Annotated in this window: 17 protein-coding genes; 8 read left to right on the top strand and 9 right to left on the bottom strand. The window is 51.1% G+C overall.

The window, feature by feature from the left end; translation table 11 throughout:
• Positions 1-9 precede the first annotated feature (9 nt).
• Positions 10-180, top strand: a complete 171-nt coding sequence (gene rpmG, locus IMCC21906_RS01410) for a 50S ribosomal protein L33 (RefSeq protein WP_047010674.1) — start codon at positions 10-12, stop codon at positions 178-180.
• Between the two features lie 51 nt (positions 181-231).
• Here rpmG and IMCC21906_RS01405 read toward each other — a convergent pair whose 3' ends face one another.
• The 5 genes from IMCC21906_RS01405 to IMCC21906_RS01385 form a co-directional block, all read right to left on the bottom strand.
• The gene (locus IMCC21906_RS01405) at positions 232-1,305 is read right to left on the bottom strand and encodes a hypothetical protein (RefSeq protein WP_047010673.1); all 1,074 of its coding nucleotides are present in this window, start codon (positions 1,303-1,305) and stop codon (positions 232-234) included.
• Between the two features lie 76 nt (positions 1,306-1,381).
• Positions 1,382-3,637, bottom strand: coding sequence for a hypothetical protein (locus IMCC21906_RS01400; protein ID WP_047010672.1), 2,256 nt, complete (start codon positions 3,635-3,637; stop codon positions 1,382-1,384).
• Between the two features lie 319 nt (positions 3,638-3,956).
• Positions 3,957-5,105 (bottom strand): acetylornithine deacetylase, encoded by a 1,149-nt coding sequence (gene argE, locus IMCC21906_RS01395; RefSeq protein ID WP_047010671.1) that lies wholly within the window; start codon positions 5,103-5,105, stop codon positions 3,957-3,959.
• A 122-nt stretch (positions 5,106-5,227) separates the two neighbouring features.
• A complete protein-coding gene (locus tag IMCC21906_RS01390; RefSeq protein ID WP_047010670.1) occupies positions 5,228-6,493 on the bottom strand; it encodes an inorganic phosphate transporter in 1,266 nt (421 codons plus the stop codon).
• Positions 6,494-6,536: 43 nt separating this feature from the next.
• Positions 6,537-7,214, bottom strand: coding sequence for a TIGR00153 family protein (locus IMCC21906_RS01385; RefSeq protein ID WP_047010669.1), 678 nt, complete (start codon positions 7,212-7,214; stop codon positions 6,537-6,539).
• Positions 7,215-7,402: 188 nt separating this feature from the next.
• Here IMCC21906_RS01385 and IMCC21906_RS01380 point away from each other — a divergent pair, with 188 nt between their 5' ends.
• From IMCC21906_RS01380 to IMCC21906_RS01370, 3 genes are all read left to right on the top strand, one after another.
• Complete coding sequence (locus tag IMCC21906_RS01380; RefSeq protein WP_231580298.1) at positions 7,403-9,166, top strand: GspE/PulE family protein; 1,764 nt, start codon at positions 7,403-7,405, stop codon at positions 9,164-9,166.
• Positions 9,167-9,282: 116 nt separating this feature from the next.
• Positions 9,283-12,207, top strand: coding sequence for a bifunctional [glutamate--ammonia ligase]-adenylyl-L-tyrosine phosphorylase/[glutamate--ammonia-ligase] adenylyltransferase (gene glnE, locus IMCC21906_RS01375; RefSeq protein ID WP_047010667.1), 2,925 nt, complete (start codon positions 9,283-9,285; stop codon positions 12,205-12,207).
• A 79-nt stretch (positions 12,208-12,286) separates the two neighbouring features.
• The gene (locus IMCC21906_RS01370; protein WP_047010666.1) at positions 12,287-13,213 is read left to right on the top strand and encodes a branched-chain amino acid transaminase; all 927 of its coding nucleotides are present in this window, start codon (positions 12,287-12,289) and stop codon (positions 13,211-13,213) included.
• 34 nt (positions 13,214-13,247) lie between these two features.
• Here the strand turns inward: IMCC21906_RS01370 and IMCC21906_RS01365 are convergent, their stop codons facing one another.
• Entirely contained in the window at positions 13,248-13,595 is a 348-nt protein-coding gene (locus tag IMCC21906_RS01365) for a hypothetical protein (protein WP_047010665.1), read from the bottom strand.
• 241 nt (positions 13,596-13,836) lie between these two features.
• On the opposite strand from IMCC21906_RS01365, the gene IMCC21906_RS01360 reads away from it, so the two are divergent.
• From IMCC21906_RS01360 to IMCC21906_RS01345, 4 genes are all read left to right on the top strand, one after another.
• Positions 13,837-15,147 carry a glycosyltransferase family 4 protein gene (locus IMCC21906_RS01360; RefSeq protein ID WP_052763301.1) on the top strand — a complete coding sequence of 437 codons (1,311 nt, stop codon included), beginning with the start codon at positions 13,837-13,839 and terminating at the stop codon, positions 15,145-15,147.
• On the top strand, positions 15,134-15,847 hold the full coding sequence (locus IMCC21906_RS01355; protein WP_047010664.1) for a class I SAM-dependent methyltransferase: 714 nt from the start codon (positions 15,134-15,136) through the stop codon (positions 15,845-15,847). The genes IMCC21906_RS01360 and IMCC21906_RS01355 overlap by 14 nt, the downstream gene beginning before the upstream one ends.
• On the top strand, positions 15,844-16,914 hold the full coding sequence (locus tag IMCC21906_RS01350) for a prenyltransferase (RefSeq protein ID WP_047010663.1): 1,071 nt from the start codon (positions 15,844-15,846) through the stop codon (positions 16,912-16,914). The genes IMCC21906_RS01355 and IMCC21906_RS01350 overlap by 4 nt, the downstream gene beginning before the upstream one ends.
• 480 nt (positions 16,915-17,394) lie before the next feature.
• Positions 17,395-18,372: a hypothetical protein gene (locus tag IMCC21906_RS01345; protein WP_047010662.1), complete on the top strand. Its 978-nt coding sequence runs from the start codon at positions 17,395-17,397 to the stop codon at positions 18,370-18,372.
• 820 nt (positions 18,373-19,192) lie between these two features.
• On the opposite strand, the gene IMCC21906_RS01335 is transcribed toward IMCC21906_RS01345, so the two are convergent.
• The 3 genes from IMCC21906_RS01335 to argH form a co-directional block, all read right to left on the bottom strand.
• Positions 19,193-22,303: an efflux RND transporter permease subunit gene (locus tag IMCC21906_RS01335; protein ID WP_047010660.1), complete on the bottom strand. Its 3,111-nt coding sequence runs from the start codon at positions 22,301-22,303 to the stop codon at positions 19,193-19,195.
• A gap of 3 nt (positions 22,304-22,306) precedes the next feature.
• Complete coding sequence (locus IMCC21906_RS01330) at positions 22,307-23,347, bottom strand: efflux RND transporter periplasmic adaptor subunit (protein WP_052763300.1); 1,041 nt, start codon at positions 23,345-23,347, stop codon at positions 22,307-22,309.
• Between the two features lie 390 nt (positions 23,348-23,737).
• Complete coding sequence (gene argH, locus IMCC21906_RS01325; RefSeq protein WP_047010659.1) at positions 23,738-25,138, bottom strand: argininosuccinate lyase; 1,401 nt, start codon at positions 25,136-25,138, stop codon at positions 23,738-23,740.
• Positions 25,139-25,183: the final 45 nt, after the last annotated feature.

The raw sequence follows: 25,183 nt of genomic DNA, 5'->3' as shown, positions 1-25,183 counted from the left end.
AGAACGGTCATGGCTAAAAAAGGCGCTAGTGAGAAGATCCGCATGGTATCCAGTGCCGGTACCGGTCACTTCTACACTACTACTAAGAACAAGCGTAACACTCCGGACAAGTTTGAAATGTCCAAGTACGATCCTGTAGTACGTAAACACGTTGCCTACAAAGAAGCCAAAATCAAGTAAATTCACTTGGTTACGCTTCTTCTGAAAAAGCCGCGCTTGTCGCGGCTTTTTTTATAGTTGAATTTTAAAGCTTATTGCTAACTCAAGATGAGTTGCTTTTTCCCAGTCTAAATCATCGCTGCGCAGCTTTAGTGACAAATACTTACCGGTAAATGCCAATCCTAACGCCTTGCTTCTGAAGTCATATTCTAGTTGAGTCGTAATCTCAGAAAACTGTCGGCCGTAGGCCAGGCGCGGAAACACGTTGCGGTTATAGCTGAATGTCTCGGCGCGTAAGTAATCGCTTTGGTTAATAAAATATTTTGCGGATGCGCTGTAGCGATGGGGTAGTTTTTGTGTTTGATTTCTAAATCCTTCTACACCGACGACTGCTGGCTTGGTGCTAATTCTGCCATCCTCATCAAAGGAAACATTGTTGGTGTCTGCATCGGCGGTGGTGTAGGTGAGCTTAGAGAAGCGTATCCACGACAGCATGTCTCGGGCTTGCAGCCCCAACGTTAGTTTGTCGCTAGCTTGCCAGAATAGATCCAAATCCAGCGATACACCGTGGCCGGTTTTGGCGCTTTTAGGGCGGTCTAAAAGTGTGTCTTCTGTGTAGCCATAATCGAGATGTAGATTGGCGTTATAGCTGTCTTCTTGACTGCTTAGGAGGCCTCTAAGAGAGCCGTCTTTAGTCTTGGATACGTTTAAGTAATTGAGTTTTATTTTGCCGCTTAATGTTTCTTGAAATTCAAATCGATAGGCTGCAGCAATGCCTTGAGCAAAAATATGGTTGGCGCGCAGGTCAACGTCGTAGGTTTTGTTGTCTGGCAATGGTAAGTCATTGCGTAATAAATATGCTAGTTCTGCAGTGTCGCGGCTGAACTCGACAAAGTAGTCGTAGCGCAAAAAATAGCTCAGTTCAATATTGCCCTGCTGCTGTCCCACTTCAATCTGATTATGGGTAAATGCGAAGTGTCCCGGGTTTACAGGGTCGCCTTCCAAGTCGTGAATGATTTGCTCTATTGGCGCTATTTCGCTGAAACTTTCGCTCTCAAATTGAGTAAATAACAGCCTGCCTGAGGCGTTAGCGATAGATGTGTTACTAACCGCAAGAAATGTGATTGCTAGGTATTTTAGCTTCAAGTGAAAGCCTGTTTATCAGGTTATAAAAAGGGGAGGCATTGCCTCCCCTTGGGTCATAGCAAGCTACAGTGGTTGCTTACATCGCGCTTTCAAAACTGCCGTCAGTGTAGCGAACAATAATGGTGCCGGATTCATTAGAGACAGTGGCGTACTCAACATCGTTTTGAGTGATTGCGCCAGAGATACTTTCATCTTCTGCTTCCGTCAATGTCAGCACAACATTGTTTTGATTGCTTAAGGTTACAGAGTCGCCACCCTCGTAAGCGAGGTTCAGCTGCATACCGTTGTAGCTGAGCTGGATAGTACCTTCTCCAGTTTCTAGCCCTGTGCGACTGGCATCAAAGTCAACCGATACATCTTCGTCTACACCGGGTACATCTAAGGCGAAGTTAATAGAGAGATTAGCCGTTGCGAAATCCTGCTCCGTTTCGTCGGTGCATTCTTCGGAGTAACTAAACTGGTTCGTGTTGTAATTGCCTTCATCCGTTATCACACAGGTTTCAGAGACATTTCCTAGCATCGCTGTTAGTGATGCGCTGAGTGAGGAGTCACCGCTTTCATTACTGAATGCACCTGACAAGCTAAGCACAGCATTATCAAGCGACAGGACTTCGGTGTAGCTTTCTTCAAATACGCCGTTGTTATTGTCAGCGTAATTCCCATCTTCGGTAGCAGACAGTGCGTCAAGCTCAAAACCAAAATTGCCAGTGAAGGTAACCGGGTTATCACCTCCGAGTTGAGTTAAAACAACTTCTAAATCGGCATTAATATTGGCGATGTTAATGTTGCCATCAAAATCTTCATCGAAGCCGTCTTCGTCATCTTGGTTAACGGTGGCATTCTCATCAATAGTAATTGAGCCAGAGAGAGAACCTTCAGAAATTGCCAGTGATACGCCTGAGCTGGCAGCACTGCCAGTTAAAGACATGTCAATTGTGGCGTTGCCGTCAAAAGTTGAGTCGCCGTCTTCATCTTCGGTTTCTTCAAAGCTAATGTCATTGGCATTAACCGCAGTAAAGTCCAAGGCGACAACGGTAGTATCAGCAATGGTGACATCTTGGTCGATATTGTAGGTAACCGCGCCGTTGCTTTCGCTAATGCTTACTGTGATGCCATCGGTGGTGGCGCTGCTTGGTTCCTGGCCTTCATCAGCATCTTCATATTGACCCGCGGCAACGGCAATAGCGTTGAGTGCCAGGCCCATTGCCTCTGCAACAGCGTTAGCATCACCGGAAATCGCATCGGAGGCGAGCTCAACTTCATCAGCAAAGGCCTGTTGCTTGGTGCCAATTGTGGTGGCGGTTGCCAAATCTCTTATTTGTTTTACAAATAGTTTCGCTGCCACAACCCCCGCGCTGCCAGCATCTGGGTCTATATCACCTTGTGTTGGTTCAGTATTTTCACTTTCAGATGCAGTGGCTTCGGAATTTTGAATGCTGGTATTGGTTTGGGCAAGCGCACTCTCTTCCGAGTTATCGATGCCTTCAAGACCCTGAACTTCACCCAAAATGGCTAGAGATTGTTCCAGCAGCTCTTCCAAGCTGACACTATCAGCGGCTTCGGCTTCCCGGTCAGCAATACCCGTGTCAGCATATTGTGTAGCGAAGCTTTCCAGCGCTTCTTCAACGGTAGCGCCGCTATTGGCTGCCAGTGCCGCGGCGACTGCACCTGCAGCTTTCAAGTTGTATTCAAGCGCAGCTTTGGTAGCACCGTTTACGGCGTCGGCAGAGGTGATATCCACTATGGGCTGGCCTATCAGGCCGCCGGTCAGTTTAAATCTGTCGGCAATTTGTGAGTTTGAGGCTGCGGCCGCGTCGGAGGCCCGGGCGCCTGAGACGACTTTTTGTTTAGTGAGGCGGGCGGCAATATCTGTGAGAGGGGTGACATTAACCGAAATGCTGTCACCGCTGGCGCTGGGTGCCACAGCAGACATTTTAAAATCGCTGGCCAGCGGGTATGTGTCGCCAAAAACGACCCCTTCGCTACATTGCTGCAAGTCGCATTTCATTACGGTGCCGTCTTCAGCAGTGATTTCAATGTAAATTGCTGAGCCAGCGACATAGTCATCATTTAGTGACAAGGCGTAGCTACCATCATCAGCTGTAGTTGCTGGCTCGGCTAGTGGTGTGTCTCTATCGACTTCGCCAGTTTCTGTCAGGCCGTAGGCATTAACAATGCCGCCAATAATAATCCCCTTAGAGCTGCTACCGGTAACGCTACCGCTTGGTGCAGAGCTGCCGCCACCACCGCCTCCGCCACCACCGCACGCGGTAAGGGAAGCTGCAATGGCTATGGGTAGGATCATTTTGCGAAATGCGGGTTTGTTTATCATTTTACTACTCCTAGTAAATAGCGCTAAAACCAGCGCCGTGCCTACCTTGGCTTAAAACGGAACAACAGGAAGCCGTCCTACCTGAGGTAGGTATTCTTGTTTTATTGGGATGGAGACTGCAGTTTTGTCTCTGATCCAGAGACGACGGTAAATATGCTTCTAACAATTTTTATTAGATTCTTATTGGGTCGCCTACACTGTAACTTTTAGCTTGAAGTGGCTCACATTTCAAGAAGATATCAGGAAATAATACATTTTATTATAAATCTCTTACCCTGCTTAATTGCTGCTACTAACGATAAGTAACTTGGGTAGGGTATTACGCAAGGCAGTATCGTTTTATGAGTTGTTGAAGCAAGGCGATGCTGGGTTTGATGTGTTCTAGCGGCATAAACTCATCTGGCTGATGCGCTTGATCAATGTGGCCGGGGCCCATAACGAGGGTTTGCAGCCCGAGTTTTTGGAAAAAGGGGGCCTCGGTGCAGAAGCTAACGGTTTCGGGCTCGGTTTTGGTCAGTTCTTGTACGCCGGTTACCAGCTCGGAGTGCAGCGGTTGTTCAAAGGCATCAATGCCGGGCATTAAGGCGTTAATGCCAATATTGATTTGTCGACGCAGGGCGACTTCTCTGAGTTTGGCGCTGATTTTTTCACGCATTTCCTCGTTGCCCATACCGGGAATGGTGCGTAGGTCAAAATGTAACTCGCAGCGACCACAAATTCGATTGGGGTTGTCGCCGCCATGAATGCAACCCAGGTTCAGTGTGGGGGTGGGGTAGGCGAAGCCGGGATGTTGGTATTTGGCTTGTAGCTCACCTCGTAAAGTAAGTAGCTCCGTGATGACCTCATGCATTGCTTCCATCGCGTTGTTGCCTAACAGCGGGTTGGAGCTGTGTCCTGAGCGGCCTTCAATGACGATGCTTTCCATCATTATGCCTTTATGGGCATAGATGGGTTTTAGGCCGGTGGGTTCACCAACAATAGCGTAGCGAGCGCCCAATAAATCGTCTTTTACTAGTGCTCTAGCACCATCCATGCTGCTTTCTTCGTCGGCGGTGGCCAAAATAATAACCGGTGCCTTAAGTTTGCTATCAAGCAGCGGTTTTATGGCTTCTATTGCAATAGCAAAAAAGCCCTTCATGTCGGCGCTGCCTAAACCGTATAAACGGTTATCTCGCTCTGTTAGTGCAAAGGGGTCGCTTTGCCACAGTGCGTCATCGCAGGGAACAGTATCAGTGTGTCCGGCTAGCACCAGCCCGCCAGTGCCAGTGCCCAGCGTGGCGATTAAATTCGCCTTGTGGGGCTGGGTTTTGAGAGGCATGACTTTTACGTCAAAACCTAATGGCTCTAACCAGTTTGCCAATGCATCAATCACCGGGCGATTTCCCATATCTCGGCTGGGCATGGTAGAGCTGACCGACGGAGTGCCAACTAACTGGGAGATCATTTTGATAAGCGAGGGGGTGGACATTATGGGCGGCCGCTGGAGGTGTGGGCGGCTATTGTAGCGCCAAGATTGGCGCGATTCATCCTGCCACCACTGTTTTATGGTGGCAGGATGGGGGAGTTTAGATTGAGCTTAAGAGTAGAGACTTAGCCTAAAAAGGCTTTGAAGATAAAGAAGAACACGATGGCTAAACCGGCACCCGCTGGCAGGGTGATGATCCACGACATAAAGATATTGCGGATAACACTTAAATTGAGGGCGCCAATTCCTCGTGCCAGGCCAACGCCTAATACCGCGCCGACCAGGGTGTGGGTGGTGGATACGGGTAAGCCGGTTGCCGAAGCCAGTACCACCGTAGAGGCCGCGCCCATTTCAGCGGCAAAACCACGGCTTGGCGTTAACTCGGTGATTTTGGTGCCGACGGTGGCGATAACTTTAAACCCATAGGTAGCTAGACCAAAAACGATACCGCCTGCCCCTAATATCAATATCCACCACGGTAGAGCAGATTTAGCAGCGATTTCACCGCCAGACTGGATAACGCTAACCACTGCCGCTACCGGACCGATAGCATTGGCCACATCGTTGGAGCCGTGGGCGAAAGCCATGGCGCAGGCGGTGAATACCATTAATACGGCAAAGACCCGCTCGACACTGGCAAAACGGAAGCGGTCATCACTGCTGCTTTCATCTTTAATTCTGCGCAAAAACAACTGGCCAATCCCGGTGACGACAAGGCCGACTACCAGTGAGGCTAAAATACATTCACCGAAGCTGAGGCCCAAACCAATATGTTTTAGACCTTTGGTCATGGTGACCATGGAGATCATAAAACCGACCAGAAACAGGTAGAAGGGAATGTATTTTTTGGCGGCCTCAAAAGGTTTTTCGGCACTAAGAATAAAGTGTTGAGCACTCATAAATAAGCCGAAAGACAAGGTGCCCGCCAAAACCGGAGACACCACCCAGCTGGCCACAATTTGGCCAACTTTGCCCCAGGCAACAGCGTTGACATCAATGCCTACCGCAGCAAAACCGACCAGGGCACCGACAATGGAGTGGGTGGTAGAGACCGGCCAGCCCATTAAGCTGGCAACAAATAACCAGGTACCTGCTGCGAGCAGGGCTGAAAGCATCCCGAAAACGAGTAGCCCAGGCGTGTCTTGAATAATAGCGGGGTCGATGATGCCTTTGCGAATGGTGTCAGTGACTTCACCACCAGCCAAGTAAGCGCCGCAAAATTCAAACAGCATTGCAATCAAAATTGCCTGTTTGATGGTAAGGGCTTTGGCGCCCACTGATGTGCCCATGGCATTGGCAACATCGTTAGCGCCGACACCCCAAGCCATAAAAAAGCCGAAAAGGCAGGCCAATATGAGCAAGAGTTGCCCGTGCTCAGCAATGATATCCATGAAAGATCCTTATAACGAAATTACCGCTAGGCTTTAGTTAGCTCTAACGTGCAATGATAATTTGCAGTCTGGCGCCAATTTTCTGCGCACGGTCTGCCAACTCGCCGATTAGATCGATAACTTGGTAGAAAAACATTACGTCTACCGGTGGCAGATCTTTTTCAACCTTGAACAAGGTGGAGCGGATACTGATCTGGGACTGGTCGGTTTTATGTTCCAGGTCATCCAGCTCTTCGATTAGCTTTTCGACAAATTTGACCTCGGGGCCGCGAAATCCGGTTTCGAGTAACTCGTCCAGCTCTTCTATAGCGGCCTGCGCTTGTTTTGAGGTCGCCACTGTTTGCTCAATAAATTCTTTCATGCTGTCGGCCAAGACGGACGGAATACTCATGCGTCGGCCTATCGTCAGGCCCGCTATATCTTTGGCGCTGTTGGCGATACGGTCTTGCATGGCAACCAAGTCGAGCAGGTCGGAACGAGGAACCGGCAAGAAGAAGTTATTGGGAAGCTGTAGGCGAATATTCTTCTTTAAGTCGTCGGCTCTATTTTCCAGCTCGACAATCTCTTTGTGCTGAAGGGCCGCGGCATCCCAATCATCAGCTAATACCGCCTCGAAAAAAGCCGGAAGAGTTTGGGCGCACTGGTGAACGACAAGCATATGGTCCTGGATGGGACCAAAAGGGGATTTTCCGAACAGGTTGTTCAGTCGATTTAATGGCACAAGACGGCTCCTGTCATCGATAGTGGTCAGTCGGGGGATTATAGGTGCCCCATTGGCCTGTCACCAGTTTTTGCCGAGATAAAATCAATGTTGTCAGTCAACGTCATCGGCCTAGCCGAGTTGGTGCTGCAATTGTCATAATGGGGATACTAACCTCGTTATATGGCAGAAATATGATGCTCGGCCAAATGAACAATAAAGAACTGTTAGATACCGGTGTGTTGCTGAGCCAGCTGGTAGCCGATGGCTTGATCGATGCTGAAGCAGCTAAGGCGGTTCGGCTGGAGCCAGAGCGTCGAGGGGATAAATACCTGCATCCCGTCAACCATTTAGCGAAACAGCAGATTCCCGATGCCCGGCAGACGGGGCGACATTTGACGGTAGATGTGTTGCTGAACAACCTATCTAGCCACTGTGGTCAGCAAACCCTGCGTATAGACCCTTTAAAAATAGATGTCACTGCGGTGACATCAGTCATGTCTTTTGCTTTTGCCCAACGGCATCGGATATTGGCGGTGGCGGTCACTGATAAAGAGGTTGTGGTGGCGGGAGCCGAGCCCTTTGTAAAAGGCTGGGAAGCCGACCTGCAGCAGATTTTACACAAACCTATTCGCCGGGTACTCGCCGACCCGGAGGATATTGATCGCTACACTGTGGAGTTTTACAGTCTTGCTCGCTCGGTGCGCAGCGCCAACGGCAGCGCCCGGACTAGTGGCAAGGGTTCAGGAAATTTGGAGCAGTTGCTGGAAATCAGCAACCTTAAAGACTTAGACGCCAACGATGGTCACGTGGTGAATATTGTCGACTGGCTGCTGCAATATGCGTATGACCAGCGGGCCAGCGACATTCATATTGAGCCTAGGCGTGATCAGGGCAATGTCCGCTTTCGGATAGATGGCGTGCTCTACAATGTCTACGAACTGCCCGCCGCAGTGCTGACCGCGGTGGTGAGTCGCCTGAAGATATTGGGGCGTATGGATGTGGCAGAAAAGCGTCGGCCCCAGGATGGCCGCCTGAAAACCAAAAACCCTGTGGGCGAAGAGATTGAGCTGCGCCTGTCCACCTTGCCCACCGCGTTTGGCGAAAAAATGGTAATGCGGATTTTTGATCCAGAAGTGCTGTTGCGCAGTTTTGATGAGCTGGGGCTGCGGGGCGAGGACCTTAATCGCTGGCAAAACATGATTCGGGCTCCCCACGGTATTGTTCTCGTTACGGGGCCAACAGGTTCGGGTAAAACCACGACCTTGTATTCAAGCCTCAAACAAATCGCCAGCAGTGAAGTGAATGTTTGCACCATTGAAGACCCCATCGAAATGGTGGAAGACGCCTTTAACCAAATGCAGGTTCAGCACAACATTAATCTGGATTTTGCCCGAGGGGTGCGGGCCTTGCTGCGCCAAGACCCGGACATCATCATGATCGGTGAAATCCGCGATGTAGAAACGGCAGAAATGGCCGTCCAAGCGGCATTAACCGGCCATCTTGTGCTGTCTACGCTACACACTAATGATGCACCGTCTGCAGTGACACGATTAACCGAGCTGGGGGTGCCAGCATATTTAATTCGTGCGACGGTATTGGGCGTCATGGCCCAGCGCTTGGTGCGTACCCTCTGTCCCCACTGTAAAACCCCTTGTGAGGTAGATGAAGGTGCGTGGACTGCGTTGACCGCGCCATGGAAAGCGCCGCCGCCCCAGCAGTTTTATGAGGCGCCAGGTTGCTTAGAATGTCGCAATACCGGTTTTTATGGCCGTCAGGGCATTTATGAAATTCTAGCAATAGATGGTGGGGTGCAAAGCGCGGTAGTTGATGGCATGGGCTTGGATGAGTTGCGGCGGAGTGCAATGAAAAATGGCATGCGCACATTGCGTTTGAGCGGTGCCCAAAAAGTGGCCAGGGGTGAAACAACGGTTGCCGAAGTGCTGCGTGTGGCTCCGCCGGTACAAAACTAGAGGTGGAGATTTATCGCTATGCTCCGCTCTTGGTGAGTCGTGCATCTATAGATTAGTTATCCCTCGATAGCCGGACTCGGTGTGAGGGCAGTGAAATCGGGAAAAGTGAGAATAATGTGAAAAAACAGCAAAGCGCCCCGGAATCTTTGAATATTAGCGACACTGAGCTGCCAGCGAGCTTGCATGGCGAAGTGGATAATCGCTGGTTGACCTTAATGGAACGGAGCGAACCCAGCCAGCAACAATGGTATCGGGAGTTTGCCCAGTCTTCTCGCAGGGGTGAGTTGCTACGGGCCTTTTCTTGTAGCCCGGCGTTAATGGATTACTGCGTTCGTCAGCCTGATTTGCTCCCTATGCTGGTTGAAAGTGGTGAATTAGACCAACGGCTGGATCATACTTTTTGGGGTGAATCCTTAGCCAGGTATTGTGCATCTGCCGCGTCGGCAGAGGAGTTTGCCTCGCTGCTGCGGGCATTTCGCAACAGGCATTGGGTGAGGGTGGTGTGGCGAGATCTGAACCGGCTGGCAGAGCTGGAGGAGACGGTTGCAGATTTATCCCATCTTGCCGATGCCTGTGTGCAGGTTGCCACAGACTATCATCACGATGAATTAGTTAAAGATTGGGGGCAGCCTTTATCACGCGACGGTGAGCCACAACGCTTGCTGGTCATCGCCATGGGTAAGTTGGGTGCGGGCGAGTTGAACCTGTCGTCAGATATCGATTTGATTTTCACCTACCCCAAAGCTGGGCAAACCTCTGGCGGCAAGCGCAGCGGCGATAATCAGGAGTTTTTTATCCGCTTGGGCCAGCGGCTTATTAAAGCCTTGGATGCGCCTACCCCCGATGGGTTTGTCTTTCGGGTAGATATGCGTCTGCGGCCGTATGGGCAGAGTGGCCCCTTAGTGGTCAGTGCCGATGCGCTGGAAGAGTACTACCAGGATCAAGGTCGAGATTGGGAGCGTTATGCCCTGATCAAAGCCCGAGTGATTGCCGGGGATGCTGCGGCGGGTGAGACGCTCATGGCCAACTTGCGGCCCTTTATCTATCGTCGTTATTTGGACTTCTCTGCCTTTGAATCACTACGAGATATGAAGGGCATGATTCAGCGAGAGGTGCAGCGCCGGGGCTTAAAAGACAACATCAAGCTGGGGTCTGGGGGCATTCGAGAAATTGAATTTATCGCCCAGTGTTTTCAGCTTATTCGCGGTGGCCAAGAGATAGAGTTACAGGCTCGGGGGTTGCAGCAGGTTCTACAGCATTTATTAACCGGGGAGTTTTTGCCCGCAGCAGCAGTGGCCGAGCTTCGAGATGCCTACCGCTTTTTACGCAATACCGAGCACGCGATTCAGGCTTGGCGAGATCAGCAAACACAGCAATTGCCGACGGCTGATGATGTCCGTGCGGCCCTGGCTTTTGCCATGGGTTTTACAGACTGGACAGGCTTTGTTGACAGTCTGGAGGAGCATCGTCAGCGGGTTGCAAACCACTTCTCTCAATTAATTTCTCCACCTGAAGAGGATGACTCCGCTAGCCAAGATGAGCTTCGGCAATGGCGTTCAGTGTTGGATGAGCCAGAGCAGAACGAGCTGAAGGTAGCTTTAGAATCGGCAGATTTTGATGATGGTCAAGAAGCAGCCCGGTTGTTAATCGCTCTGTTAAATGGCGCTGCGGTGCAGCGTATGCAGCCCAGCAGCAAAGACCGGCTCGACGATTTTATGCCGCTTTTATTAGAAGCCCTGAGGGCAGCTGAGCACCCGGCGACAGCCCTGCTGCGGATTATTCCCTTAATAGAGGCAGTCTTGCGGCGTACCGCCTATCTTGTGTTGCTGATGGAAAATCCCGGCGCTTTGGCGCGGCTGGTTCAGCTTTGTGATGCCAGTCCATGGATTTCTCGCCAGCTCGCGGCTAACCCGGTGCTGTTGGATGAATTGCTGGATGCTCGCAGCTTGTTTCATTTACCCAAAAAAGACGGCCTCCGCAGCGAGTTGCGTCAGCGATTGCTGCGTATTGATGAAGACGATCTTGAAGCGCAAATGGAAGCGCTGCGTTATTTTCGCTTGGCCCATGTGCTGCGCGTGGCGGCGTCAGAGGTGACGGGTAGCCTGCCGTTGATGAAGGTCAGTGATTACCTTACTTATATAGCCGAAGTGGTGTTAGAGGCAGTGTTGGATATTGCCTGGCAGAATCTCAGCGAAAAACACGGTGTACTGTCCGCAGATGATCGGCGCCATTTTGTGGTGATTGGCTATGGCAAGTTGGGGGGCATTGAGCTGGGTTATGGCTCCGACCTGGACTTGGTGTTTCTCCACGACGTCGACAGTGGCGCGGTGAGTGACGGTGACAAACCCTTGGACAGCGGCACTTACTTTACTCGCCTGGGGCAGCGCATTATTCATATTCTGACCGCCCATACTCGGATGGGTAACCTTTATGAAGTGGATATGCGGCTAAGACCTTCGGGTAACTCCGGTTTGCTGGTGAGTTCTTTTAAAGGGTTTAAAGAGTATCAAGACAATCAGGCCTGGACCTGGGAGCATCAGGCCCTGGTCAGGGCAAGAGTGACCGCTGGTGATTCTCAGTTGGCAGCGCGCTTTGAGGCTCTTCGGCAGGAGGTGCTGGGCCGGGACCGCAACGCCCAAAAGCTGAGAACAGAGGTGGTGGCCATGCGCGAGAAAATGCGCAAACACCTGTTGCCTGCCGGAGATAAAGAAAAAAACACGGGATTTGATTTGAAACAGAGTCCTGGAGGTATCGTCGACATCGAATTTATGGTGCAATACGCGGTTTTAACGTGGGCCCATCAGCACCCGCCGCTCGCCGAATTTACTGACAACATTCGCATACTGGAATCGCTCCAAACCGAGAAGCTAATTTCAGATGCAGATGCGCAGGCTTTGATCGACGCTTACAAAGCGTTCCGCAGTCAGGCACACCGCCTTAGTTTGCAAGAACAAAAAGGCCGTGTTGCTGCCTCCGCGCTGCCTGAACAACGGGCAGCGGTTGTCCGCCTCTGGCATTCGTTGATGGAACCCAGTCTTTGAGTAAACGTTGCCTACCGTGAGCTTAAGCGCCGGTAAAAAGGCCGCGTTGTTAGCGTTTGCGTATTAGGAGTAAAAAAACATGTCCATGGCTGATCGCGATGGCCTGATCTGGTTTGACGGCGAAATGGTGCCTTGGCGTGATGCCAAGGTTCACGTACTCACCCACACTCTGCATTATGGCATGGGTGTATTTGAGGGCGTACGAGCGTATAAAACCCGTGACCGCGGCACCTGCATTTTCCGCTTGCAAGAGCATACTGACCGCCTGTTTCGGTCTGCGCATATTATGAACATGCCTATGACCTTCAGCAAAGAAGAGCTTAACCAAGCCCAGCGGGCGGTGGTTCGAGAGAACGACCTAGAAGAAGCCTATCTGCGGCCAATGGTGTTTTACGGCTCAGAAGGTATGGGGCTGCGTGCCGACAATCTGCAAACCCACGTGATTGTGGCAGCATGGGATTGGCCAAGCTATATGAGCCCAGAAGCCAGAGACTTGGGCATTAAAGTGCGTTGCAGCAGCTACACGCGCCACCACGTTAATATTTCCATGTGTAAAGCCAAGGCCAATGGTCATTACATCAACTCGATGTTGGCATTGCGGGAAGCATTGGATAGCGGCTGTGAAGAAGCACTGTTGCTGGATAACGAAGGCTATGTTGCTGAGGGCAGCGGCGAGAACGTCTTTATTATTCGCGACAATGTTGTGTATACCCCAGAACTGACCAGCTGTTTGGATGGTATTACCCGTAATACCATTTTTAACTTCTGCCAGGAGTTGGGAATTGAGCTGCGTGAAAAACGTATTACGCGGGACGAGGTTTATGTGGCAGATGAGGCCTTTTTTACTGGAACGGCGGCAGAGGTGTTACCGATTCGTGAACTGGATGGCCGGATGATTGGAGAGGGCAAGCGCGGCCCGATTACCACTCAGCTGCAAAGCATGTACTTTGATCAAGTTAAAGGCTGCCGAGAGCAATATCCCCAGTGGTGTTCGCCCGTTCGCTAAGTGCTTTTGTTCGAGGGGGCTCGTTCGAGCCTCCTCATTTGTATTGACACTCGCCTCTTATCACCAACTCATTCAGTACCGCATAGCGTTCTATCACGGTAAAGCCGTTCGGGCAGAACTCCGTTAGCGATTGTTCATCTTTTAATGCCTTTTCAATATTTTCCAGCTGTTTTTTGTGCAACTCGGCCCTGTCTTGCAGCGCCTCGCGCCGTTGGCCGCTCTGATTTCTTTGGGTGATTGGCCTAACCGATTGTTCGGGTACGTCTACGACAAAGCGAAATAGCCGAATATCGCCCGATACAATGTTGGTAAATAACTTACCGTTAAGCCCTTCGTCTTGTATCCCTGCGGGTTTACTGGCACAGGCTGTTATTAACACCATACATAGCGCGGCTAAACCGAGGTTGAATTTGAAGCATTGAGGTATAAAGCATTGCGGCATAAAACGCGTTCTCAGAGTGTTGGCAAGGCAGCCGCGAGTGTATCACGCTGTTGCTGTAGGGCCAGCGGCACGGGTTTGTCGGTAGCGATGTGGATTTCTGTTTATCCGCTGGTTACAATCCTGTAACAAAAATAGTTAGCGCGCCAGACAACCACGGCGGAACCTTCAGTAATATGCCTATATGACTAGCCCTGCGACGGCGATTTCCACGCCAGTTACTTCACCGGTGGTGCCAGTCCATCACAATAACAACAGTATCCCAGCACTGAAAATTTGCTTATTGGGCTATCGCAGTGCGCCCTATAGTGGTGGTCAGGGAATCTATCTTAAATACCTCAGTAAAGCCTTGCTTGAAGCGGGGCATGAGGTCGATGTTATTTCTGGCCAGCCCTACCCTGAATTAGACCCCGGTGTTCGGTTGATTAAAATGCCAGGTATGAATCTTTACGAAACCGGCTTGGGTTCACTGCGTTGGGGGCATTTACGGTCATGGACCAATATTGTGGAGTGGACCGGCAAGTTAACGGGGGCTTTCAGCGAACCTTATTGCTTTGGTCGTCGGGTTTATAAGTATCTTCGGCATCATGGTCGCCGTTACGATATTGTTCATGACAATCAATGCTTGAGTTACGGCATTTTGGCGTTACAAAAAGCAGGCATTCCTCTGGTGACTACCGTACATCATCCCATCAGCAGCGACTTGAGTATTGCCTTGGCGGCGGCAAAAGATAGTACTGAACGCATGTTGATTCGTCGTTGGCATAGCTTTATCGATATGCAGCGCGAAGTCGCGGCCAAATTGCACCACATCGTCACTGTGTCAGAGCGGTCTCGGCAGGACATTGCTGCCGCCTTCGATATTCAGCCGTCAGCAATACATCTGGTGCATTGCGGTATTGATACCGACGTCTTTAGACCGATTCCTGAAATTGTTAAAAAACCATATCGCATTATGGCTACGGTATCGGCAGATCAACCCTTAAAAGGGCTGAAATACTTGCTTGAGGCGATGGCTGAATTGCTGCCGCATTACCCAGAGTTAACGCTGCTACTGGTAGGCAAACCCAAGGCCGACGGGGAAAGTCAGCGCCTGATTAATGAGTTGGGAATTGGCGGCCACATCCAGTGTGTTAGCGGTATTAGCACAGAGCAGCTGGTGCATTATTACAATGAGGCAGAGGTGGTCGTTGTGCCGTCTGTCTATGAAGGTTTTGGCCTGCCAGCGGGAGAAGCAATGGCCTGTGGTACTGCGGTAGTCTCTAGCGAAGGCGGTGCCCTTCCCGAAGTGGTTGGCGACGCTGCTGAGCGGGTTCCCATTAAAGACAGCAAAGCCATTGCCGCTGCGGTGGCCGATTTGTTAAACGATGCTCCCAAGCGCCAGGCGTTTGAAGCAGCGGGACGTCGCCGGATAGAAAATAATTTTTCTTGGCAGCGTGCAGCCCAAGAGATGGCTGTTTTGTACACAAAGGTTATCGATAGTGAAAACCGTTGATTTTCGCTATTTCAAACTTCAGCCCGGTGACAAGGTACTCGACTTGGGTTGTGGCGAAGGGCGGCATGTCATTGCTGCTTATGTAGAAGCTGAAGTGACCGCGGTCGGCGTCGATCTGAATTTTGCAGACCTAAAGACGGCATCCCAACGCGCTGCCGATTTTATCGATCCAGATACTTCGCTCCGGCAGTTTTGCCTTAGTAATGCCAACGCCTTGCAACTGCCTTTTGCAGACCATAGTTTTGATAAGGTGATCTGCTCTGAGGTATTGGAGCATATCGATAACTATCAAGGGGTTTTAAAGGAGATCGCTCGGGTGTTGCGCCCTGGTGGTTTGTTTTGTGCTTCTGTTCCTCGGCGCTGGCCAGAAAAAATATGCTGGCGCTTGAGCAAGGCCTACCACCAGGTTGAGGGAGGCCATTTGCGTATCTTTCATGCCCGCCACCTCAAGGCAAATATTCAGCAATTGGGATTTCGATTTTATCGTCGCCATTGGGCCCATGCACTGCACTCGCCGTATTGGTGGTTGAAGTGTTTGCTGTGGGAGCAAGACGAGCATTTTCTGATTCGACATTACCACCGATTTCTTGTTTGGGATCTGCTGGAAAAACCGCGACTAAGCCACGTTATGGAGCAGGGTTTAAACCCGATAATGGGTAAGTCGGTGGTGATGTATTTTCAAAAAGAACTTAATCAATGAGCGGTCTGTTTCTGAGTCGAGGCTTGTTTCCAGTCGATTTTTTTCGGCCTTGTGTCGAGTTTTTGCTTCGTAGCCAGCAGAGCAATGGTGCTATTCCGTGGTTTGACGGGGGGCACACTGACCCTTGGGACCACGTTGAGGCCGCTATGGGTTTAAGTATTGGCGGTGAATGGAGCGCTGCCGAGAAGGCGTACCGCTGGTTGCAATCAGAACAGCTTAGCGACGGTAGCTGGTGGTCCAGTTATGGTGGCACCGAGCCAGTCGCTGAGCCACGTCGAGAAACCAACTTTGTGGCGTATATCGCCACAGGCCTATGGCACCATTACTTAGTGACCGGTAATCGTGAATTTTTGCTGGAAATGTGGCCTTGCCTCTATGCAGCCGCAGAATTTGTGTTGTCCCTGCAAACCTCCCACGGCGATATCCACTGGGCCGTTGATGCGAACGGCGAGGCCATGGAAGACGCCTTACGCACCGGTTGTTCTTCTATATATAAGAGCTTGGAGTGTGCTTTTAATATCTCGGTTGTGTTGGATCGACCTCAAACGAGTTGGCGGAGTGCACGAGAGACTTTAGCAAAAGCCTTGCTGCATAAACCCCAGCGCTTTGACAGAACCTGGGAAAGCAAGTCGCGTTTTTCAATGGACTGGTTTTATCCTGTTCTTACCGGGGTGATTCCCGCATCCCTGGCGGGTCGGCATTTACAGCGGCGTTGGCACGACTTTGTTGAACCGGAACTGGGGTGCCGCTGCGTTGCCGATCAGCCCTGGGTGACCGTGGCCGAATCTTGCGAGTTATGTCTTGCCTTGTTGGCAGCTGGCGATCACGCCCGAGCGGTGCAATTATTTAGCTGGCTGCAGCAATGGCGTGGCGATGAGGGTGAATACTGGACAGGCTATCAGTTTGTAGATGAGCTGCTGTGGCCGGAAGAGCGTCCAACGTGGACCGCTGCCGCCATTCTTTTGGCTGCGGATGCATTAACCGAATATACGAATGCTTGCCGGTTGTTTACCGAGGTTCGGCTATTAGATGTGGACCTTAGTCGAGTTAAACAACTGTCTGGTTGAGACCTTTGATTTTCTTTACCTCCCCCTGCTTCGATATCGTGGATCACGGTGGTCGTTCATTTTTATCGTGTTTGCTAGCAAAAAATCACCGCTAAACATGACCGTTTTCACAAAACTTACCATTAATGTCAGAGTTTGCTTGTCGGTAGGTGATGCGATATGCAGAATCAAGGTAGAAAGCAGCTTTTAATAAAGCCGGTAATAAAAACGGAAGCCGAATCGGTTTATTGCATGAGCATCTCTTTCATTACTTACGCTTTTTGCGAAGGCGTTGAAAGTGCTGGCAATAAATGCGTTTCAGCGACCTTCATTCACCATCCGAGACGGGCAGGCTTCACAATTATCAAATATACATATTGACAATATTGTAACCAACAAGAGAAGTGTGCAAAATGCACAGTTCTCGATATTCTGGGGTTGTGGTGCACGTTAGCCACTTTGGTGGGCCCCATAGAGTTTTAAAACATAAGGAATTATAAAATGAATGCAAAAATGAAAGGTTTGGTGGCTGGCCTGGCAATGGCTGGCTCTGCAGTATCTGCTCAAGCGCAGCTGCCTGTTGTAGGCGGCTTGCTGGGTGGCGACTTACTTGGTGGCGGCATCCCTGTTGTAGGTGGCTTGCTGGGTGGTGATTTACTTGGTGGCGGCATCCCTGTTGTAGGCGGCTTGCTGGGTGGTGATTTACTTGGTGGCGGCATCCCTGTTGTAGGCGGCTTGCTGGGTGGTGATTTACTTGGCGGCGGTATCCCTGTTATCGGCAGCCTAACTAGCGGCGGTTTACCAGGTCTTGATTTACTGTCTGGTGGTGGCATCCCGGTTATCGGTAGTCTAACTAGTGGCGGTTTACCAGGTCTTGATTTACTGTCTGGCGGTGGTATTCCCGTTATCGGTAGTCTTCTCAATGGCGGCATCCCGGTTATCGGTAGTCTAACTAGCGGCGGTTTACCAGGTCTTGATTTACTGTCTGGTGGTGGTATTCCCGTTATCGGTAGTCTTCTCAATGGCGGCCTACCCGGGCTTGATCTTTTGTCTGGCGGTTCAAATCCATTGGGTGATATCGGTGCTCAATTAGGAAATATCGCATCAGATGTGACATCTGGACTGCCCGTGATCGGAAGTTTGGTCACGCCTGGATTTCCTATTTTTGACATTTTGCTAAGCGGCGATATTTTGGCTGATGGGATTCCTGTTGTCAGCGACATTTCTAATGGCACCTTCTTGCCCAACGGCATCCCTGTTGTTGACGGTCTTTTGAATGGCAGCCCGTTGCCTGTAGTGGGTAGTTTGTTTGGCGGCGGTATTCCTGTCATTGGTGGCCTAGGTGGGGGCGGTATTCCCGTTGTAGGCAGCTTGCTGGGTGGCGGTATTCCCGTCATCGGTGGTCTGTCTGGCGGCGGTATCCCTGTTATTGGCAGTCTGCTAGGCGGTGGCATCCCTGTTATCGGTGGCTTGCTGTAAGCACTCTCTGCACGATAAAAAAACCGGGCTTGATGCCCGGTTTTTTTATGTCTAGGCCTTCAGGTTTGAAGCACTCTATTCCAACGGCCGCAGTGTAATTTATAGAAAAAGCTAAGGGGCGAGCGCTGTCAAAACCTTTGAAGCAGAAGCTGAAAACGTAGCTGAACAAAAAATAAGATTGGCAAAATATTTTTAATAATCTTAAAAGTACCTTGCACATAAAAGCGATTTATAAGGCTCTTAAATGCGTCATCTCCTTTTATTCATATCGGCTCTGATTATGTCGGGGTGTGCTAAATATTGGTATGTTGGGGAGTGGACAGTATCAGACGCAACGTTTCCCGGTATTAGCGCAATGGGCTTGGATGAGGCTAGGGAGTGGTTTGGCTCTAAAGCCGTGTACTCTTCTTCATTAGTGCGTTTTCGCAATGAGGTGTGCAGCGGCCCTGTTTTTAGCGTTGAATTACTAACGGAAGATGATTTCAAAAAGCGTTATCGAGCCAGCTTTTCTGAATTAAGCCTCGAGGGGGATTTAGCAGAGGTGGTGCAAGTGGGGTGCCCATTGACGTGGACAGCACCCGGCTCAACATTCATAAAATCAAATCGTGATACCGCGTATATACTTTGGGACGGGGTATTTTTTAAGTTGAAAAGAAGCTTTTAATAAACGGTAGGGGTTGTTAGACGAATTCAGCAATTACTTAATTGCATTGGTGGATACCCTCAATTCAGCATGAGCCGTAATCGCTTAAAAACGCGTATTGCCGAGAGCCCGTAGTTACTTGGCAATACGCGTTTTTTAGGATGAGAGCCCGTTGGTTTAAGAGCCTTCTTTATCTTTGTGGGCTGCTAGCTGATCGTCCAGCTTTTTGCTCAGCGCCATTGGCGAGCTGCTGTGGCGGGCCATGAGTTGGTAAGCCATGGGAATCACAAACAAAGTGAAGACCGTGGCGGCGCAGACGCCAAATATCACCACAATACCAATTACTATGCGTGACTCACTGCCGGCGCCGGCAGCCAGAATCAAGGGCACTGCCCCGGCAACAGTCGTAATGGCGGTCATGGCAATGGGGCGTAGCCGCTGTTGTGCTGACTGCAATACAGCCTCGTTAAAAGCGACCCCTTGATCCCGTAGCTGGTTGGCAAACTCCACTAATAAAATCCCGTTTTTAGCAGCTAGTCCGACAAGCATGATTAAGGCAATTTGGCTGTAAATATTTAGGCTTTGGCCGGTTACATACAGTCCCAGCAAGGCGCCAGCGACGGCCAAGGGCACACTTAGCAATATGACCAGTGGATGGATAAAGCTCTCAAATTGGGCGGCCAACACCAGATACACCACCAGTAGCGCAAGGGCGAAGGTAAACAATACCGTCCCTCCTGCGTCCATGTAGTCCAGCGATTCGCCCTTGTAGTCGATGACCGCTTCGGGGGTTTTGTCCTGTACGGTCTGTTCAAGGAAGCTTAAGGCCTCACCCAGTGAATAGCCTTCGGCAAGGCTGGCTTCAATGGTGATGGCTCGTACACGGTTAAAGCGATTGAGCACGGCGGCATCGCCTCGTTCTTCCAGGGTAACTAAATTCGCCAGGGGGATGAGGCTACCACTGTTTGCCCTGACGTAGATGTTTTCCAGGTCGGACGGACTTCTTTGGCTACTTAACTCGCCTTCTAAAATCACGTCGTACTCCTCGCCATCCATCATAAAGGTGGTGGCGCGACGTGAGCCCAATAGGGTTTCCAGGGTTCGGTTGATTTCTTCGGTAGAGACGCCCAGTGTGGCTGCGCGATCTCGATTTACGGTAATCGACAACTGGGGCTTGGTTTCACGATAGTCGCTGTCTACTGAAATCAGGCCGGGATTTTTTCTAGCCTCTTCCAGCACAATATCTCGCCATTTGGCCAGCTCGTCATAATTACTGCCACCTAATACAAACTCCACGGGCTTGTTAAAGCCGTGGCCGCCCAATGCTTGAGGTTGTATCGGAAAGACGCTGAGGCCAGTGAACCCGCCGAGGCGTTTTCGAATGTCGGCGACAATTTCACCACTGGGTCGCCGTTTGGCCCAGTCGTCTAATACCACAATGCCGATCGCTTCATTATAAACATCGGCGCCGCCCCGGCCGCCGGGTGCTCTTAGCAGCAGGCGACGAACTTCTCCTTCGTCTACCAGGGGCATTAAACGGCTTTCGATTTTTCGCAGTTGCTCGGTGGTGTAGTTGAACGATGAGCCCTCTGGCCCGCGGATGATCATAAAAATCACCCCGCGGTCTTCAGTGGGGGCGAATTCAGAAGGCACTTTTTGTAGAAAAAATACGCAGAGACCAACCATGATCAGCAGCACACTGCCTGAAAGAATGGGCCTTTTCAGGCTGGATTCAAGCGTCCGGCGGTAACGGCTTTCCATATTGTGGAGTAGTGTTTCGACAAAATTAGCCAAGCGGCCATGCATAGCATCCCGATTCAGTAATTTTGAACACAGCATGGGTGTCAGGGTGAGAGCAACAATGCTGGAGAAAATAACCGCGACGGCCATGGCAACAGCAAACTCACCAAATAATCGGCCTATATCGCCTTCCAAAAAGCTAATAGGAATGAACACCGCAACCAGTACAGCGGTGGTGGCAATAACCGCAAAGCCGACTTGGCGGGCACCTCGATAGGCGGCAACTAAAGGTGGCTCGCCGTTGATTAGTCTGCGATGAATGTTTTCTAGTACGACAATGCTGTCGTCTACGACTAAGCCAATTGCCAGTACGAGTGCCAGCAAGGTGAGCAAGTTGATGGTATAGCCCAATGCATACAGCGCGGTGAAGGTGGCAACCAGTGATACTGGCACGGTGATAGCCGGGATCAACATTGCCCGGAAGTCGCCCAAAAATATAAAAATAACAATAACAACCAGGGCAGCGGCGATAAACAAGGTGCTGTATACCTCACTAATGGCACCGCTGATAAACACCGAACTGTCGTAGCTGGAGCGCAGCTGGGTGCCGTTGGGCAGTGAGCGCCGCACATTCTCTGCTTCGGCTTTAACGGCGTCGGCCACCGCTAGGGTGTTGGCGGTACTTTGTTTAATAATACCCACGCCGACCATGGGCACGCCGTTGCCCCTGAACATATTGCGGTATTCTTCGGCGCCAAGGCTCACCCGGGCAATATCCCCCAGCCTTAGCAGGTAGCCGCTGTCTTCTTTGCGCAGCACCAGATTAGAAAAGTCCTCTTCAGTGAGATACTGGCGCTTAATTTTGACCGTAAAATCTCGGTTGATGGACTTGAGGGTACCCGCTGGCAATTCGACGTTTTGGGAGCGCAGTGCATTTTCGACTTCGCCGGTGGTGATGTTTCTGGCCGCCATGGCTTCCCGGTCCAGCCAGATGCGCATGGCGTAGTTGGGGCCACCGCTCACTCTAATTCGAGCTACACCGTCTATTGCCGAGAAGCGATCCACTACATAGCGGTTGGCGTAGTCGGCCAGTTCCAATCGATCAAGGGTAGTGGAGGTGAGGTTGAACCAGACAATAACTTGATCGTCGGCATCGGCTTTTTGTACTTCGGGCGCTTCGGCTTCGTCAGGAAGGTTGCCCATTACCCGGGACACCCGGTCTCTGACGTCGTTGGCGGCGGAATCAATATCCCGGTCCAGCTCAAATTCTATATTGATAGACGAGAATCCATCCTGGCTGCTGGAGCTGATGGTTTTAATGCCTTCGATGCCAGAAATACGTTCTTCTATGGCTTGGGTCACCCGCGACTCCACCACCTCGGCTGAGGCACCAACATATTCAGTGGTGATCGAGACAATGGGGGGATCGATATCGGGGTATTCTCTCAACGGCAGGCGGTCAAATGAAAGCAGACCAAAGGCCACCAGCAGCAGACTGATGACGGAAGCAAATACCGGTCGTTTTACCGATAGATCGGAGAGCAGCATGGTTTAGCTCTCCTCCTGAGGGGCTACCGGAGCACCCTCACGGAGCATGTCGTAGCCTTCGTAAATGACCTTGTCTCCTTCGCTCAGGCCGCTACTGGCTTCGACCAATCCGGGTTTGCGAAGTCCCAGTTCAATTTGCTGTTGTCGAGCGGTCTGTTCGTTTGTCATCACCCATACGTAATGCTGGTCTTGAATGCTTTGCAGTGCCTCTTCTGGCACCATCAAGACTGGGCGCTGTTCGGTAATTAAAGATAGCTGCATGAGCATGCCGGGTTTGAGCTGCAGCTCCGGGTTGGGCAATTCAGCGCGAACATTAATATTGCGGGCAATGGGATCAATACGGCTGTCTACGGCGGTAATCTTTCCCGAGAAGCTTTGCTGCAGCGCTTCGCTATAAGCCTCTACCGTTTGCCCTTGGGTAACTGCAGTTAAGAACAATGCTGGAATTTGGAAATCCATTCGCATTACCTGAATGTCATCTAGAGTCGTAATGACTTGCCCCGGCGTGATCAAGGCACCGGGACTCACTCGGCGCAGGCCGACGTGACCGGCAAACGGCGCACGTAAATTGCGCTCGGCAATCATGGCTTCCACTTCTTTTATTCTGGCTTGCGCCTGTAGTTTGGCAGTTTGGCGCTGATCGTATTCTGTTTGCGCCGCTACTTTGCGCTCGATCAAGCCTTTTAATCTCTGTAATTCGCGTTCTTGTTCGGCAAGGTTCGCCTCGGCAGCGGCCAGTAATGCGCGCTCTTCCTGCTGGGCGAGTGTGGCCAGCGACTGGCCTTTGTTCACTACCTCACCATCACGAAAATGCAGGGCGGTAATTTTCTCGCTGACATTGGTGGTGATGTCGATGGAGTCTCGTGCCAGCAGGGTGCCCAAGGCTTGAATACGGCGTTGCACATCTTGCTGGGTAATGATTTTTACCGCCACAGCGGTGGGCGGCCGCTGGGGGCTGGCACTGCTTGTGGTATCACCGCTGCAAGCGGCGATAAGAAAGATGGGGGTAATCAGAGACAGCAATCGGCGTGCACGCTTGGGCATCGTCGGGTAGCTCCTTATCGATAAAGGTGAAGTTTGCTGGGTATGACTTAGCGAACATTATTTGTTGGGCATTAAACGTGTACAGGCTGCTAGTTTACGCGGCTAGCGAAATTTTCGTTCATGGCCGGGGTTTTGCAATCGTTTAATCTGTATTTCTACAACAGAAAAAATCCGCTGTTAGTGGGAATCCAATCCGCTGTTACAAGGCTGTGCCACAAATACTTTAACACCGTTACCGCATTTTTCCTTCCAAGAAAGATAAAGCGACTTGTACAAGAGTGGAGAAAAGAGGGTGGGGATGCTTGCTCTGGCGTGTTCACGACGACGCCGCAACCCGAAAAAATATCGGGTTGCGGCTGGGTTTGTTCGCGGTGGTGAGCTTCGCAGAGTTTAGTTGCGACGCTGAAGGCGTTCGCTGGCGCGCTGGGCTGCTGCTTTTACCTGAGCAGGTGCGGTGCCGCCAATGTGGTCGCGGGCATTTACTGAGCCTTCCAGTGTTAGCACATCAAAGACATCTTCACCGATGGTATCGCTAAACTGTTGCAGCTCGGCCAGGCTCATTTGCGACAGATCCCGACCTTCTTTAATACCGAAGGCGACAGACTTACCGACCACTTCATGGGCGTCTCTAAAAGGCAGGCCTTTTCTAACCAGGTAATCGGCAAGATCCGTGGCGGTGGAAAATCCGCGCAGTGCCGCCTCGCGAGTGACGTCGGCATTCACGGTAATGGCGGGGGCCATATCGGCATAAGCTTTTAGGCTGTCGCGCAGGGTGTCGATAATATCAAACAGCGGCTCTTTGTCTTCTTGGTTATCTTTGTTGTACGCCAGTGGCTGTGACTTCATCAAGGTCAGCAGACTAAACAAGTGACCATTCACCCGGCCGACTTTACCCCGCACTAACTCGGGCACATCGGGGTTTTTCTTTTGGGGCATGATACTGGAGCCGGTGCAAAAGCGGTCAGGCAGATCGATAAAGTTAAATTGCGCCGAGGTCCATAACACCAGTTCTTCACTGAAGCGGGAGAGGTGGGTCATGATCAGGCTGGCAGCCGCCGCAAATTCAATGGCAAAGTCCCGGTCGCTCACTGAGTCCAGAGAGTTTTCTGTCGGTGCATCAAATCCTAGCAGCTCGGCGCTGTAGTGCCGGTCTATAGGGTAGGTGGTACCGGCAAGGGCCGCGGCGCCTAAGGGGCACTGGTTTAAGCGTTTGACGCAATCTTGCAGGCGGCTAAAGTCCCGCTCGAGCATTTCGTTCCACGCCAGTATGTGATGGCCAAAGGTGACAGGCTGCGCTGTTTGTAAGTGAGTGAAACCGGGCATGATGGTGCTGGCTTCGCGTTGGGCCAGTTCAATCAAGCCTGACTGCAGGCGGGTGAGCTCGCCGACAATCACGCCAATTTCATCCCGCAAATACAGGCGGATATCGGTGGCGACCTGGTCGTTTCGAGAGCGGCCGGTGTGAAGCTTTTTGCCGGTAATACCAATCTTCTCGGTGAGTTTGGCCTCGATGTTCATGTGGACATCTTCAAGGCTGACCGACCACTCAAAATGACCGCTTTCGATCTCGCTGCGAATTTCTTCCAAGCCGTTTTGAATTTGTGTCAACTCGTCTTGGTTTAGCACGCCAACCTTGGCCAGCATTGCCGCATGGGCTAATGAACCATTGATATCGTGATGGTAAAGGCGCTGGTCAAAACCGACAGAAGCTGTAAATCGTTCCACGAACTGGTCGGTAGCTTCAGAGAAGCGGCCGCCCCAGGGTTTGATGCTGGATTCTTTGTCGGTCATGGATGCTGTCCTGTACTCGCAATATACCGCCGTGGCGGGCGTTAA

It is taken from the genome of Spongiibacter sp. IMCC21906 (assembly GCF_001010805.1).
GTDB lineage: Bacteria > Pseudomonadota > Gammaproteobacteria > Pseudomonadales > Spongiibacteraceae > Spongiibacter.
This window is presented reverse-complemented; position numbering and strand designations above follow the sequence as displayed.